Raw genomic sequence first — 13508 nt, forward strand, 5'->3', positions numbered from 1 at the left:
AGGGAGAAATTAAATGTCACATATTTTATGGATTATTTTAGGGGCTTTATTGTTGAGTACAATTGATTATTTGATGTATTTTCAATTTGGAAATGTTAACGAAGAGAATAATAGATGGAAATGGTTTCGAAAAAGAACCAAGATTCAAAAAATTGGTTTGGTGTCTGCTCTTTTTTTAGTTTTATTCATTTTTGAATTTATAGATCTATATTAGAACTAATGTTTTGAATAGTCATGAAAAGAGTCATCGTTTTGGTTCTTTTTTATATTTAAAGAAAAAGTTGATACAAAATACAAATATCTTTATAAAATCGAGATAAGAAAAGGAAAAGGCTACTCTATGTTGAATAAATTAACAGTGGTTAAAGTGACTTTACAGAAGTAATTTTCTTAAATTAATCGAGTTTAAGGAGGAGTAGATTTTGAATCGAAAAGAATTAATTTTAAATGTATTAGACAAAACGTATGATCAGGAAAGTTGGTTTGCTCCATTAAAAGATTCAATCGAAGGAATTAGTGCTGAACAAGCTAACTGGAAACCTACTGGAGAAGCAACGAAATCAATCTGGGAAAACGTTAATCATCTGCTTTATTATAAAGAGAGGTTAGTAGCAAACTTAGAAGGTAGAGAATGGACAAAAAAACTAGATGGTGATGAAACCTTTAACTTTACTGAACAGTCTAATCATAAAAACGAATGGGAAAAAGTATTTGAACGTTTGGAAAATGCCCAATTAAGTTTAAGACAACGATTAAATAATATTACGGATGAAGAACTAAATAGAGATTCTTTCACAACGAAGCTAATGGATATACTTCTTCATGAAGCCTATCATACAGGTCAAATTATTCAAATTAGAAAAATGCAAGGATCGTGGCCTTCTCATCGATGAATATAAAGTGAAATTTTAATATTAATAGACTATAAAGGCAGCTAAATGTTGTCTTTTTTTTGTATAAAACATGATAATACTCTATAGATAAACTTTAATAAATTAGGAGAGAGAAAATGAAGAAAAGATTACGAAAAAAAGTGACACAAGAATGGGAATGGTTTGCAGTAAAAGTATTATATGAATGTAAAATATCTGGAAATCCTACACCAGAAAAAATAAATTATGAAATCGATGATCTTAATACATTTGAGGAAACCATTCTTCTAATAAAGGCTCCTACTGTGGAACAAGCCTATTTAATTGGTGAAAAAGAAGCTTTAAAAAATGAAACTGAATACTTGAATCAATTTGGTGAAACAGTAGAATGGAAATTCATTGAAATCCTAGATTGCTTTGAATTATTTGATAAAAAACTTCAAACGGGAACTGAGTTGTATTCACGCTTTATAAGAGTGCCAAAGGATTTATCGAAAGAAGAACTTATTTTTCAATATTATCCAGAAGTAGTGAAGGAAAAAAATTAATAGGCTAGTAATCATAAAGATGATATGCAAGATTTTAATGTTTTTTAAAAGTTTCGAAAATACTAACTTTTCCCTTTTCAATATGTTCGTTTTACTGTAAAATGATGAAAATATTTTTTGTTTGTTTTTACTATGTAGGGGGAGAAAAACAATGATAAGAAGACTTAATCAGAGTGATCATGAGGTTTGTTTTAACTTATTAAAGTCTAGAAGCGCTGAAAACTTATTTATTATTGGTGACATAGAAGCTTATGGATATGACCAAGAATTTCAAAAGGTTTGGGGAGAGTTTAACGATCATGGAGAATTAGTAGCTATATTGTTAAAATATCAAGAAAACTATATCCCATTTGCAGCGGATTCATTTAATGCAAAAGAATTTGCTGAGATTATTTCGAATGATCCTGACTTTAAGTATATGTCTGGTCTCAAAGAGATTACTGGAAAAATTGAGCCATACTTAACTAAAGAGCTTAAAACAAAAAGACAAACATATTACGCCAAGTGTAAAAGATTGATTTCAACTAATCAAAGTGAATTTTTAAATGTGCATCAAGCATCATCCAAAGATGCAGAAGAACTTGTAGAATTATTGACATCTGTTCCTGAATTTAGTGATTCGATCATTTCAGTGGAACGAAAACGTAGAACATTGACTGATGGTACTTCACGTTCATTTTTTATAAAGGAAGATGGAAAAATGGTATCAAGTGCATCAACTGCAGCGGAAAATACTTTGTCAGCAATGGTTGTAGGAGTAGCAACGTTAGAAAGCTATAAGAAAAAGGGATATGCAACAAAGTGTATGCTCAAGCTTTGTAATACCCTTTTACAAGAAGGGAAAGAATTGTGTTTGTTCTATGATAACCCTCAAGCGGGTGCAATCTATAAGCGAATTGGGTTTGAAGATATTGGATTTTGGATGATGTATACATATAAATAATTATAAGTTCATTTTTTTTATTTCTCTGTTAATCGGTAAGCATCATATTACCTACTTAGAAATTTGCTTAATACTAAAAAAACGATTTTCATGAGCGATAAACAATTTATTTCTTTTGTTGACTTAAACTATGGTTTAAGTCGTATGATAATCAAGTCGACGATGAAAGTAACATTTTGGAGGTCAACTTATGAAATATTGTTCAATTAGTGAAGCGGCAGCAAAATTTAATATTACAGAATCTACATTACGATATTATGAAAAAAAGGGCTTACTGCCACTAATTGAACGTGATCATGCAGGTAGACGGCTGTTCTCAGAAAATCAAATGTTACTTCTTGAAACAGTGATTTGTTTAAAGAATACGCACATGTCTATAAGTAGTATAAAGCAATATATCGATTGGGTAGTGGTAGGTGATCAAACGACTGAATTACGACTTGAAATGATGAAAAATCATAAGCAGGCAGTACTAGAAGAAATTTCGTTAATGACAAAATCATTAGAGGGTATTGATTTGAAAATTAATCGTTATCTAAAACGTACTGAACAAGAAAAGGGATAAGTTCCTTTTAAAAACGTAAGGAAAAGAGGAAATAAAATGAAACTTACAGGAAATACAATCCTTATTACAGGGGGAAGTACTGGTATTGGATTGGCTATTGCAGAACGCTTTTTAAAATTAGAAAATAAAGTTATTATTATAGGTCGACGTGAAAATGTTCTTAAAGATGCAAAAGAAAAATTCCCAGAGCTTATTACTCATGTAAGTGATTTAAGCACTGAATCAGACCGCGCTTTATTGTTTGATTGGGTAACAAATAACTATCCAGAAGTGAATGTATTAGTAAATAATGCAGGGATTCAACAACGTTTTAATGTCTTAAAAGCAGATGCGAAAAATGATTGGAAATATTTCAATAATGAAATCACAACAAATATTGAAGCTCCAATTCACCTTTCCATGCTGTTTGCTCCATTTTTTGCTACAAAACAAGAAGCGGCTATTATTAATGTTACATCTGGATTAGCATTTACTCCTTTGGCAATTGCTCCAATTTATTCGGCAACAAAAGCTGCACTCCACTCATTTACAGTTGGCTTGAGACACCAACTAACTGATTCAACTGTAGAAGTAATTGAAATCGCTCCTCCTGCAGTTAATACAGATTTAGGCGGGGCAGGATTGCATACTCATGGCGAACCTTTAGATGAATTCGCAGATGGAATTTTTAAAGGATTAGAAGATGGCAAACAAGAAATTGGATATGGATCTTCCGTTGAAAGACTACGTATGTCACGCGACAAAGTCGATGAGCACGTGGAAAATATGTACAATGCGTTGAAAAATACGATTTTATAATCATCTTTAAACTCAAAAAATTTTAAGTTAAGTTTATTTTAATTGGAAACTTAAATCTGGAGAAAAAATTAATTAATAAAAGGGCAAGTTCGTTAATTCGAATTTGTCTTTTTTGTCGTTTTGTTATAGGGCTTTTTATGTAACATAATGGTAGTTTAAATGCTTAAGGATAATCAAATTTCAATGGAAAATGGGAAATTCGTCTAAGTTACAAATCACCTGTGTGTAGGTATAATTTTCTAAACTACTTTTAAATCAATCAGAGTAATTTAATTGACTCGTAAAAAATACCTATAACCATTAGATGCTGTATTAGTAACACAAAAACAAACATGCCACAAACTGGCGAAATCGTTGTTTGTAAGGATTTAATCGATTATCAGAAAGAACCTATCTGCTTGGCAAAATACGTATATGCTGAAATTACTAAATTAATGAATGTGTAATTCAACTACCGTTGTAAAAGTAACAGATAGAAAACTAATGGGTAAGAAGGAGTATTTATGAATAGGTATGAAGTGATTGAATTAGTAACTACCGGAATTATTTTTATGATAATTTATGCAATTATAAAAATGGAATTTCCGATTGGTATCGTGTCAGTTATAGTGGCTCTGTTTTTTGTTTTCTTTTACTACACGCAACATTTGTTTAAAAAGAAGATGAAAGAACATGGGTTGAGTCGTAGCTTTACTTCAAAATGGTATTTTATTGTCATCTGCTTCTTATTTATTTTTCTTTATAATGGAGTATTAAATATTGCATTTTTTGAAAATTCATTTCTAAAAGGCTCATCAACAGTACTGTTTGCTGGAATAGGGGCTTTAATTGGTTCGTTAGTGAACTTTAACGAGTAAAACGAGATTACCCCAAATTTAAAAATCGTTAAGTTAATATTATTAATATAAAAAACAAAAGGATGTCAATGAATGAACAAAAAAATAAAAAACTTTGTTATTTATTTAATACCAGTTTTCATTATGATTGGAAGTAGTAGGTTTGCTACAAATTATTACGTTACTCGAACCCATATCGAACCTTTGTCAAAGAACGCTTCATTATTAACTTTATTATTTATGAGCTTCATCTTACTTGGACTGGCCATTGGAATTTTGTTAAAGGTTATCGAACACAAACTTGGGAATAAAAATGTGTCATCGGAGAATCGAAATCCATAAAATCTACTTTTGAAACTAAACGCATTGCGTTAGGTATACAATGATCGTACAAAGGTAATCTATTTTTTTGCACTAATTGATAATATAGTTTAATAAAGAGGATTCCTCTTCTCCAACTCGAATTTAATAAATTATACATAATGTCAGGGAGAAACAAAAATGAAGAACCTTTTTATTGGCGGTATAGGAATTTTATCAAGCGTTCTTTTGTTTGGTATGACACTTATTACGGCAGCAGTTTATTCTTTGTATGTAGCTAAACCATATGGTGCACATTATAACTGGCGTTTAGGTCCATTTGGTTCGGTTTTATTTACTATTGGACTCATTCCTTTGGTTATTAGTTTGATATTCTTTTTTATAGGTATTAATTACATAAAGAGAGGTATTAATGAGTAATTTTATTCAACTATTGCATAGTTATAGTTGAATTACTGAGTACTTAAACTATTTCCGTTACTAATTGGTTATACTTAACTCGTTAGGGGATTAAGAAATTGTGACTTTCAGAAAGCTTATACAATAGGCCTGACAAGTGGAAGTTTTCTTTAAATTTTTTTATATCAAAGAGAGGCAGGTAATAAAATGGATACAACTAAAAAAGTAACAGTTGAAACAACTATTAATGCACCAGTAGAAAAAGTTTGGGAATTTTGGACAGAACCAACACATATCAAAAAATGGAACACTCCTTCAGAGGACTGGCACACACCAAAGGCTGAGAATGATTTACGAGTTGGAGGAGAATTCTGTTCAAGAATGGAAGCAAAGGATGGCAGTTTTGGTTTCGATTTTGGAGGAATCTATGATGATGTAAAAACGCATGAACTCATTTCCTATACGCTAGGTGATGGAAGAAAAGTAGATATCACCTTTAGAGAAAAAGAAAACCAAACAGAAGTAATTGAAACATTCGATCCTGAAACAACGAATCCACCTGAGTTTCAAAAACAAGGATGGCAATCTATTCTAGACAATTTCAAAAAGTATGCGGAGCAAACAAATTAATAAGAGACTTACAGAGAATGATTTTATTAAATCATTCTCTTTTTTGCACTAGAAATTAAGGGTTTAAAAAAGAAAATATCGAATTTTTTTAAACTAAATGATGAATTGATAGAAGTGCATTCATTGATTGAGCACGATTTAGACATGGAAGGGCCTTTTCAAAATAGAGCAGACGCCTTATGCACAAAACCAACTGCTTATGAACAAATCTCCGTACTTTATGCACAAAACACACAACAATATGAACAAAAACCTCCACTTTATGCACAAATCACAAGCCTATCAACGAAGTACACAAGCTCTAGCGTTAAATTATAAAAACCCGTTTTGATGAAAATTGATCAAAACGGGTTCTTTATTTATCATATATCTTTTTTTAGTTTGATAGTTTTCTAAGTTCCTATAAGACAATCAAATAATTATGACATGCTTAGAGTTGTTCAGATGGCTCTGGCTGAATAAAAGTTAAATGTTTCATTCGGTTTATGACAGATAATACTTCATTAATTCTAGGTAATTCAAGCCATCTTTCGAAACCAGGAAAAAAGGAAGAAAATACAATATCCACTCCATCTCTTTCCATGTCTTCGAGAGCTTTTTTGATCTTTTCATGAAGTAAGATGTGGCGATCTTGTTTATTTATGGCTATTTTTCGAATTAAAAAGGCAATAGCTGCAAGCTGGGCGTGTGATGTGATATTGTATAGTCCTCTGATATCAATTTGTTCATCGCCTATCATCATGTATCCCATCGTTGAAACAATCAGCTTTTCTGTACCGCTACCTTGTGGATAGCTCGAAAAGTGATCGGTGTTTATTTTTCTTTCTCTCTCCCAGTTTGTATGGGGGATACGTTCATGTGGTTTGTCATTTTCACATAAATTTTTTGCTTCTTGCGTTACGTTTTTTGGCACAAAGTTATCCATTAAGATAATTTGATCGGCTACGGATAAAAATTCCCCGCTTCCACCAATAACAAGAACAGAAGATACGCCAGCAGCCTCATAAAGTTCCCTAACACGTTCCGTAAAAGGTGTAATCGGCTCATGCTTAATTAATGAACGCATTTTGATGTCTTGAATCATAAAGTTGGTCGCACTTCTATCTTCATCAATAAGAAGAAGCTTACATCCATAATTGATTGCTTCCATAATATTTGCAGCTTGAGATGTAGAACCAGAGGCATAGTCAGTAGAAAACTGTTCTGCCGAGCTATTTGGGATCCACTTTATGAACGGTGTAATATTGATATTTTTTATGGAACGGCCTTCCTCTGCAGAAATTTCCATTGCACTTTGATCTGTAACTACAAATTCTCGTCCGTCTCCTATAATATGGTTGTAAATCCCAGAATTTAGTGCGTCCAACATTGTACTTTTACCCGAATAACCACCACCGGTGATGACAGTGACACCACGTTTTATACCCATTCCGCGCATACCATAAATTTCAACTTCAACATCTTCTGGGGATGTAAAAGGCAAAGCACCCTCTAGTGGACCATTTTTTTCTTTATTTCTTGGCAAAATGCTACCATTTCCAATAAATGCACAATAACCATTGGTTTTTAGCCATTCGCGAATCATATGTTGTTTTTTTACCAATTTCAAGGCAGTATTTAATTTTATGAGATCAAAACTTGTAATAAACTTCTCCACTTCTTTTGGAAGCATTTTGCATAGCATTCGCATAGCTTTATTATTATCCTTGAATGGAAGTTGTACTGTAATCATTATGCATAAATACCATTTTTCCGAGATGACTTCGACAAAGGATACATTGCGTTTCAACAGCACATTGGTTGGACGAAAACAATAAAATGCACCATTTTCTTTATCGGTTCGTGAGCGGTTATAGATCAATTCATTTAATGTATTAATTTGATCAACCCATTCTCTTAAAGCAAAATCTGCGAGAACAACTTGATCCATCTTTTCATCTAAGCCAAGACGATCAAAAGGAATTTTTATGGTGATACATGGCTTATCCGGTGTGAGTTTATGTGTCTTTTCAATGTAATAAGCAACATCATTATTCCAATAGATTGGGTCTTCATAAATCATACCGTAAGATGATTGTCCTGATTGTAATGAGCGAAAATATTGAGCGAGTCTTTTAATAAAGCATCATCCTTTCATATTTGGAAAGCAGTGAATAACGGAAACCTTTCCTCGAGATGGGGGCCCTTTATCCTTTGGAGCAAAGTAACGATAAAACGAGTTGACACCTAATCTCCATGTATTAGCCTGCTTAAACATAAACAGGCACTGTTTGAAATTTTCCATGACAAAAATTCCAATCTAAGTAAATCAATTTCAATACATATTCCCCCTAATAGATTTCAAATTAATTTGTAAGACAAACGATTAAATCCTTACTAGTATTGTTGTCTTGAGTAATTTTTTTCCAAAAAAATAACAGCCACTCAGTAAGTGGCTGTCATAAAATAGGTCGGCAAGAACGATTAAACGATCATTTGCCTAAAAATATAAAAGCCCTGAGAGTGAATCCTACCCTCAGAGCTTGATCTAATGTATTCATAAAAAAATAACTAAATAGTAATATGAGGATAAGACATATAATTTTTTGTTTTCATTGTTATCCTCACCTCATTAAAATTTATTTTGATAGAACCAATCCTACCATTAATTTAACCATTTGACAATAGGTGTATTGTATATTGTTTTGTATTGAAGTAAATTGCAGAGTTGTTCCAAAAAGGAAATAACAAGTATTTAACGAATTATCCAATATCATGAAAAGTTTGTAGTAGGAAAAATATGTACTGTGTTTCACACACGTTAACAGGTTAAAAAATATATACGATAATATTAGTTCCTATTATACTTTTAGAGAGCATAGTTTAAGGAAATAAAATGCTAATATATATATAGAGAAGAATAGCAAGAGGTGTTGTTAATGAAGAGAGTAGATGTAGTATATGCTTTTATTTATGACGAAACAGCGGAGAAAGTATTAATGGTTAAAAATCAAAATTCTACTTGGTCACTACCAGGTGGAGCAGTAGAAAAAGGAGAAACCATAGAACAGGCAGTTATACGTGAGACAAATGAAGAAACTGGTTTAGTTGTTGAAGTATTAAATATAAATGCAATTAATGAAGCATTTTTTAATAAGCAAGGGCATCACGGTATAATGTTTACATTCTCAGCGAAAATAATTGGAGGAGAAATTACTATTAAAGATCAGAACGAAATTGAAGAAGTAAAATGGGTAGACATAAATACCGCTAATAGTTTAATGCCTTATCATTCAGGAGGTGTAGAGAGTTTATTAAAATCCTCAACACCGTACATATTTCAGGGCGAATGTTAGTAAAACGTTATTACAACTACCATGAAAGTACTAATAATCCTGACATTCACCTGATTTAATGGTTTGTCAAACGCTTAGTTTAGAATCATATTTCAAAGTTGAGGAGTTAAAGATTTAAAAATGAAAACCTATTTATCTATGACCGGAAAAATTTATAAGCTATTTTATATATTAACCGGATTGATGCTTGTATTTTCAATAGTAATATTAAGTAGCGCAAGTTTCTTAAACGCAACTCGAACCTATTTGAAATGGTTTGCCATAATTTATTTAGTTATTTTATTAATTACATTAGTAACAATTGCTTTAAACATTCTGGTTGCGTCATCTTTTCTGGTGAAAAATGTTTGGCTATTAAAATTACTTATAAAAAAAGTACTTCCATTCTTTATGATTGGAGTTGTAATTACGATTAGTCTTTCTTTAGTAAAATACAAAACAGTTTTCTCTGTAAAATTTGTAGATATACTTATAGCTTTCACGACTATTATTCCACTATTGTGGTTCAGTTTTAAAAAAGCAGAAAAATAGAAGCACGTGTTTTCTCCCACATTTGCTTATTAGGATAGATATAAACAAAAAGAAAATGTAAAATTTATGATCCAAGAGATTTTAGTAACGTTAAACCTTTTAGTAATAAAAGCGGGTTAATTTTATCAATCAGGAGGATTTATGTGGTCGATTAACTGGGTAATTCGAGTAGGATTGTGTATAGCAGGCTTACTACTAATCTTACAGGGAATATACACAAATGAAAATAATAAAGAATACTTAAGTAATGCTGAAGAGATCACCATTTATGGAAATGAAGTTTTAGGTTGCATTGGTCTAATACTAACATTAATTCTTGGTGGATTTTTAAGATTTTTGCCAGTTTGGTTAGTGAGGTCACTATGGTTTTTGTTAGGGATTGGATTTATATTTCTTGGCGTACGATCAAATTTAAGATTTCTTTTACATCCTTAATTTTTTTGGAAGAACTTAATAAATCATCTTTTGGTGTATTGAAGTAATTGGTGAAAACTTTGTAACTACTAAACTAAAAAACGTTAATAAAGTACTAGAACAATCCGACTAACGAATAGTGGGATTTTTTTATGTGTTTAAGTAGTAGTACTGCCGAATATTACGGATTTTCTAGATTGAGGATCTTTTTATTATAAAAATTTGGAAATGTTGTAGATTTAAAAAGTAATAGAAAAATCAAGCATTTTTATGAAAAATTTAGTGAATGTATGATATCGTATATGATAGTGGTTAAAATTATGATCACGTTTGCGACCTATATAAGGAATATCGAAAATTTGGAATAAATATATATAGGAATATACCAATTTTTTGGTAAATTAGTATAGTCCAAATGGATAAGTCGTCATATAATAAGAAGAGTAATTTTACTAAAAAAAGTGAGGTGGAACATTTTTATGGGTAGTCCCAGTATAGGTGAGTCGGATAATTTACCGACGTCAGAGGAAGTCATACAATTGAATATCCGAGGAGGATTACTTTATAAAAATGTAGTCCGCCTTTTATAAGCTTTTGAAACATGGCTTCCTCTAATAAAAGAGGAGGTTTTAAAGCATGGTACAAAACATTTGGAAGCAAATTAACTTTAAAAAACAACCAAAAAAAATACAAGGTTTTGATATTGATTTAAACCAAGAAAACTTAACACGAATTGATCGACTTGTGGATCGTTATGAGTCAGAAATTCTGCATCATTTAGATAGTGATTACACACAAAAAACAAAATTGTCTGATCGGATTGCAGATAAAATAGCGCAATTTGGTGGCAGTTGGAAATTTATTATATGGTTTAGTGGTACACTTGCTGCCTGGATGATATGGAATAGCTTATCGTTTACGAAATCATTTCATTTTGACTCTGCGCCTTTTATCTTGCTGAACTTATGTCTATCATTTATTGCAGCATTTCAAGCACCAGTCATTATGATGAGTCAAAACCGTCAAGCAGTAAGAGATAAACATGAATCTGTTATCGATTTTGCAATAAATTATAAAGCAGAACAAGAGATTGATGATATGCAAAGTCGACTAACCAATATAGAGAATCAATTAACTGAGATTAGAGATTTGCTTAAACAAAAAAATTAAAATGCAAAAGGACTGTCGAAATATTGACAGTCCTTTTTTTAATGACGAATATCAGTGTTTTCAATAAAGTCAACCGTCCTTATCTTGATCAGTTAATGTTGGATTTTTTACATTTTGTTTTGAATTAGAAGTAAATGTATAAATAAGTAAAGCGATGATGATTAAAATAGAAATTACATAAAATTGGAGAAAAGCCTCCTTATAATTAGTCCACAGTATTTTACTACTATCAGATTTTTGTGCAGAATCACTGATGAATTGGTTGATATCAGCGTACTTTGGATAGATTTCTTGGACAGCACGAAATTTTAGTAGAGCATCTTTATAATAACCACCCCAAAACAACTCCGCTCCTTCTTTAAATAATCGATCAGTGTTACTGCGTGAATGGGGTATATTTAATAAATCAATGTATTTTTTAATTGTATTGACTGGGATAGCAAAATTGAACCCTTGTATTTCTTGACCGTTTACGGTGTCACCACGAAATGTGAGCAATCCGATGATTTTTCCATTCTGATCGATGACCGGTCCGCCACTATTTCCGTGTGTTGCAGCAGCATTGATTTGTATTACTGGTGTGCCTTGCTTGGTTGTTTTTGAAATGGCTGAAATCTGCCCTTCGTTCATCGTTGGGACAAGTAATGAATCATTTGAAAATAAATTAGAATCTGCTGCGGCTGGGTAACCAATCACCCAAATTCGATCTTGACTTTGAAGGGAATCAGAATCACCTAGAGGGATGGTTGGAAAGCCTTTTCCATCAATTTTTAATACAGCTACATCTTGTGCTGCATTAGTTAAGGAAGTATTCATTTTAACTTCTGCTTTAATTGCTTCATTTACATCAGGTAAATAGACAGATGTTCCTTTTTCGATTACTTTATATGTTGTATTTTTATACATATAATCGTAAGTCTGATCATAGTCCCAATTGTTTGCAGATGCTACTTCATTCACAATTATATCAAAAGCATTAGTCCCAATATCTTCATCTGTCATAATATGTGAACTTTCTAGCACATGAGAATTTGTGATGATGTATCCATTTGAACTAATAATGACACCGGATCCTAAATCGGATACTGATGTTTTGTAATCATCTTTTTGAAGAACATTAATCACACGCTGATCGGATAAGTCGAAAGACCATTTGACTGTTGCATAATCTAAAATTCGTACAACAGAAGATTTTGTGTAAACGGCTAATTTGTGTGCTTGTGATACATTTTTTGTGTTTGGTTTCATGTGAATTAAGAAAAACGAAGTGACAATCATGGCGATTAGTAGCAAACTAATTGGAATGGAAAAAAGCGCTTTCTTTTTCATTCAACTCCACCTTTCCAATATAGATTCGACAGTTGCTTAATTTCCTGATGCGCACCAATCTATATGCCTGCCAACAATGTTACACCATTATCCCGTCAAACCATTTTATTCATAGAATTTTTAGTTATTCTTTAATAAAAATTGATTTGTTATTTTTAGTTTTGAGAAAATCAGCTTATTTTTTAATCATCAAAATAAAGGGTGAAAGATTATCGAATGAGGTAGTTTACAATGAAAAGGAACTTCTTCGCAATGAATGAAGTTCCTTCTAATTTAAAGATAACGTAACGTTTTGATAGGTAAAAGATTGAGGTATTAATTACTTAAATTTCTTTTTGATGTCCTCTTTTTACTGCATCTTCTGATTTTGCCGTGAAAATTTGAAAAGTAATCCCGTATTTGTCAGTTACTATGCCATAAGCTGGACTAAAATGGACTTGTTGCAATGGCATAACTACCTGGCCATCTTCCTTCAACGAATTGTAAAAAGAGTTGGTTTTCTCTATTTCATTAGTAGTAATACAAATATTAACATTGTTCCCATTTCGATAAATCATAGTGGGAAATAGATCTGCAATCATAATATTTGTTTCACCAATTTTTAAGATTGCGTGTACGATTAAATCCTTTAAGTTTTCTGGAAGTGGGGAGTTGGGGTCTTCTGGTGCATCTCCAAAAGTTTGACTAAATAAAAGTTTTGCATCAAGAGCTTCTTTGTAAAATTCAATTGCTTCCTTTGCATTTCCATCCATCATTAAAAATGAGTTTAATTGTACAGTCATCGTATTAGCTCCTTTAGTTATTGTGAATTTTTCCT

The 13508-nt window shown here is 31.7% G+C and carries 18 protein-coding genes; 15 read left to right on the forward strand and 3 right to left on the reverse strand.

The window, feature by feature from the left end:
* Nucleotides 1–13 precede the first annotated feature (13 nt).
* The 11 genes from CN601_RS19330 (at nucleotide 14) to CN601_RS19380 (ending at nucleotide 6230) form a co-directional block, all read left to right on the forward strand.
* A complete protein-coding gene (locus CN601_RS19330; protein WP_098172019.1) occupies nucleotides 14–214 on the forward strand; it encodes a hypothetical protein in 201 nt (66 codons plus the stop codon).
* A gap of 208 nt (nucleotides 215–422) precedes the next feature.
* A complete protein-coding gene (locus tag CN601_RS19335) occupies nucleotides 423–893 on the forward strand; it encodes a DinB family protein (protein ID WP_098172020.1) in 471 nt (156 codons plus the stop codon).
* A 116-nt stretch (nucleotides 894–1009) separates the two neighbouring features.
* Nucleotides 1010–1420, forward strand: a complete 411-nt coding sequence (locus CN601_RS19340; protein WP_098172021.1) for a DUF4288 domain-containing protein — start codon at nucleotides 1010–1012, stop codon at nucleotides 1418–1420.
* A gap of 151 nt (nucleotides 1421–1571) precedes the next feature.
* Complete coding sequence (locus CN601_RS19345) at nucleotides 1572–2363, forward strand: GNAT family N-acetyltransferase (RefSeq protein WP_098172022.1); 792 nt, start codon at nucleotides 1572–1574, stop codon at nucleotides 2361–2363.
* Nucleotides 2364–2553: 190 nt separating this feature from the next.
* Nucleotides 2554–2928: a MerR family transcriptional regulator gene (locus tag CN601_RS19350; RefSeq protein ID WP_098117398.1), complete on the forward strand. Its 375-nt coding sequence runs from the start codon at nucleotides 2554–2556 to the stop codon at nucleotides 2926–2928.
* Nucleotides 2929–2964: 36 nt separating this feature from the next.
* Nucleotides 2965–3726 (forward strand): SDR family oxidoreductase, encoded by a 762-nt coding sequence (locus CN601_RS19355; protein ID WP_098172023.1) that lies wholly within the window; start codon nucleotides 2965–2967, stop codon nucleotides 3724–3726.
* A gap of 503 nt (nucleotides 3727–4229) precedes the next feature.
* Nucleotides 4230–4583 (forward strand): hypothetical protein, encoded by a 354-nt coding sequence (locus CN601_RS19360; protein ID WP_098172024.1) that lies wholly within the window; start codon nucleotides 4230–4232, stop codon nucleotides 4581–4583.
* 72 nt (nucleotides 4584–4655) lie between these two features.
* Nucleotides 4656–4904: a hypothetical protein gene (locus CN601_RS19365; protein ID WP_098172025.1), complete on the forward strand. Its 249-nt coding sequence runs from the start codon at nucleotides 4656–4658 to the stop codon at nucleotides 4902–4904.
* A 159-nt stretch (nucleotides 4905–5063) separates the two neighbouring features.
* Nucleotides 5064–5303, forward strand: a complete 240-nt coding sequence (locus tag CN601_RS19370; RefSeq protein WP_098172026.1) for a hypothetical protein — start codon at nucleotides 5064–5066, stop codon at nucleotides 5301–5303.
* Between the two features lie 186 nt (nucleotides 5304–5489).
* Nucleotides 5490–5912: an SRPBCC family protein gene (locus CN601_RS19375; RefSeq protein ID WP_098172027.1), complete on the forward strand. Its 423-nt coding sequence runs from the start codon at nucleotides 5490–5492 to the stop codon at nucleotides 5910–5912.
* A gap of 123 nt (nucleotides 5913–6035) precedes the next feature.
* On the forward strand, nucleotides 6036–6230 hold the full coding sequence (locus CN601_RS19380) for a hypothetical protein (RefSeq protein WP_098172028.1): 195 nt from the start codon (nucleotides 6036–6038) through the stop codon (nucleotides 6228–6230).
* A 112-nt stretch (nucleotides 6231–6342) separates the two neighbouring features.
* On the opposite strand, the gene CN601_RS19385 is transcribed toward CN601_RS19380, so the two are convergent.
* Nucleotides 6343–7974 (reverse strand): P-loop domain-containing protein, encoded by a 1632-nt coding sequence (locus CN601_RS19385; RefSeq protein WP_098172029.1) that lies wholly within the window; start codon nucleotides 7972–7974, stop codon nucleotides 6343–6345.
* A gap of 856 nt (nucleotides 7975–8830) precedes the next feature.
* Between CN601_RS19385 and CN601_RS19390 the strand changes: the two genes are divergently transcribed.
* The 4 genes from CN601_RS19390 to CN601_RS19405 all read left to right on the forward strand — a co-directional run bounded on the left by CN601_RS19390 (nucleotide 8831) and on the right by CN601_RS19405 (nucleotide 11362).
* A complete protein-coding gene (locus CN601_RS19390; RefSeq protein WP_098117391.1) occupies nucleotides 8831–9247 on the forward strand; it encodes an NUDIX hydrolase in 417 nt (138 codons plus the stop codon).
* A 120-nt stretch (nucleotides 9248–9367) separates the two neighbouring features.
* Complete coding sequence (locus tag CN601_RS19395) at nucleotides 9368–9778, forward strand: hypothetical protein (protein WP_098172030.1); 411 nt, start codon at nucleotides 9368–9370, stop codon at nucleotides 9776–9778.
* A gap of 141 nt (nucleotides 9779–9919) precedes the next feature.
* A complete protein-coding gene (locus CN601_RS19400; RefSeq protein ID WP_098172031.1) occupies nucleotides 9920–10213 on the forward strand; it encodes a hypothetical protein in 294 nt (97 codons plus the stop codon).
* 615 nt (nucleotides 10214–10828) lie between these two features.
* The gene (locus CN601_RS19405; protein ID WP_098172032.1) at nucleotides 10829–11362 is read left to right on the forward strand and encodes a DUF1003 domain-containing protein; all 534 of its coding nucleotides are present in this window, start codon (nucleotides 10829–10831) and stop codon (nucleotides 11360–11362) included.
* Nucleotides 11363–11431: 69 nt separating this feature from the next.
* On the opposite strand, the gene CN601_RS19410 is transcribed toward CN601_RS19405, so the two are convergent.
* Both CN601_RS19410 and CN601_RS19415 read right to left on the reverse strand, forming a co-directional pair.
* Nucleotides 11432–12691, reverse strand: a complete 1260-nt coding sequence (locus CN601_RS19410) for a S1C family serine protease (protein ID WP_098172033.1) — start codon at nucleotides 12689–12691, stop codon at nucleotides 11432–11434.
* A gap of 323 nt (nucleotides 12692–13014) precedes the next feature.
* On the reverse strand, nucleotides 13015–13473 hold the full coding sequence (locus tag CN601_RS19415; RefSeq protein WP_098172034.1) for a VOC family protein: 459 nt from the start codon (nucleotides 13471–13473) through the stop codon (nucleotides 13015–13017).
* Between the last annotated feature and the right edge of the window lie 35 nt (nucleotides 13474–13508).

The sequence above is a fragment of the Bacillus sp. AFS017336 genome, assembly GCF_002555445.1.
In the GTDB taxonomy this organism is placed as follows: domain Bacteria; phylum Bacillota; class Bacilli; order Bacillales; family Bacillaceae_G; genus Gottfriedia.

Coding starts and splice junctions, on each gene's coding strand:
- CN601_RS19330 (WP_098172019.1), top strand. CDS start 14: ATGTCACATATTTTATGGATTATTTTAGGGGCTTTATTGTTGAGTACA.
- CN601_RS19340 (WP_098172021.1), top strand. CDS start 1,010: ATGAAGAAAAGATTACGAAAAAAAGTGACACAAGAATGGGAATGGTTT.
- CN601_RS19345 (WP_098172022.1), top strand. CDS start 1,572: ATGATAAGAAGACTTAATCAGAGTGATCATGAGGTTTGTTTTAACTTA.
- CN601_RS19350 (WP_098117398.1), top strand. CDS start 2,554: ATGAAATATTGTTCAATTAGTGAAGCGGCAGCAAAATTTAATATTACA.
- CN601_RS19355 (WP_098172023.1), top strand. CDS start 2,965: ATGAAACTTACAGGAAATACAATCCTTATTACAGGGGGAAGTACTGGT.
- CN601_RS19360 (WP_098172024.1), top strand. CDS start 4,230: ATGAATAGGTATGAAGTGATTGAATTAGTAACTACCGGAATTATTTTT.
- CN601_RS19365 (WP_098172025.1), top strand. CDS start 4,656: ATGAACAAAAAAATAAAAAACTTTGTTATTTATTTAATACCAGTTTTC.
- CN601_RS19370 (WP_098172026.1), top strand. CDS start 5,064: ATGAAGAACCTTTTTATTGGCGGTATAGGAATTTTATCAAGCGTTCTT.
- CN601_RS19375 (WP_098172027.1), top strand. CDS start 5,490: ATGGATACAACTAAAAAAGTAACAGTTGAAACAACTATTAATGCACCA.
- CN601_RS19385 (WP_098172029.1), bottom strand. CDS start 7,974: ATGATTTATGAAGACCCAATCTATTGGAATAATGATGTTGCTTATTAC.
- CN601_RS19390 (WP_098117391.1), top strand. CDS start 8,831: ATGAAGAGAGTAGATGTAGTATATGCTTTTATTTATGACGAAACAGCG.
- CN601_RS19395 (WP_098172030.1), top strand. CDS start 9,368: ATGAAAACCTATTTATCTATGACCGGAAAAATTTATAAGCTATTTTAT.
- CN601_RS19400 (WP_098172031.1), top strand. CDS start 9,920: ATGTGGTCGATTAACTGGGTAATTCGAGTAGGATTGTGTATAGCAGGC.
- CN601_RS19405 (WP_098172032.1), top strand. CDS start 10,829: ATGGTACAAAACATTTGGAAGCAAATTAACTTTAAAAAACAACCAAAA.
- CN601_RS19410 (WP_098172033.1), bottom strand. CDS start 12,691: ATGAAAAAGAAAGCGCTTTTTTCCATTCCAATTAGTTTGCTACTAATC.
- CN601_RS19415 (WP_098172034.1), bottom strand. CDS start 13,473: ATGACTGTACAATTAAACTCATTTTTAATGATGGATGGAAATGCAAAG.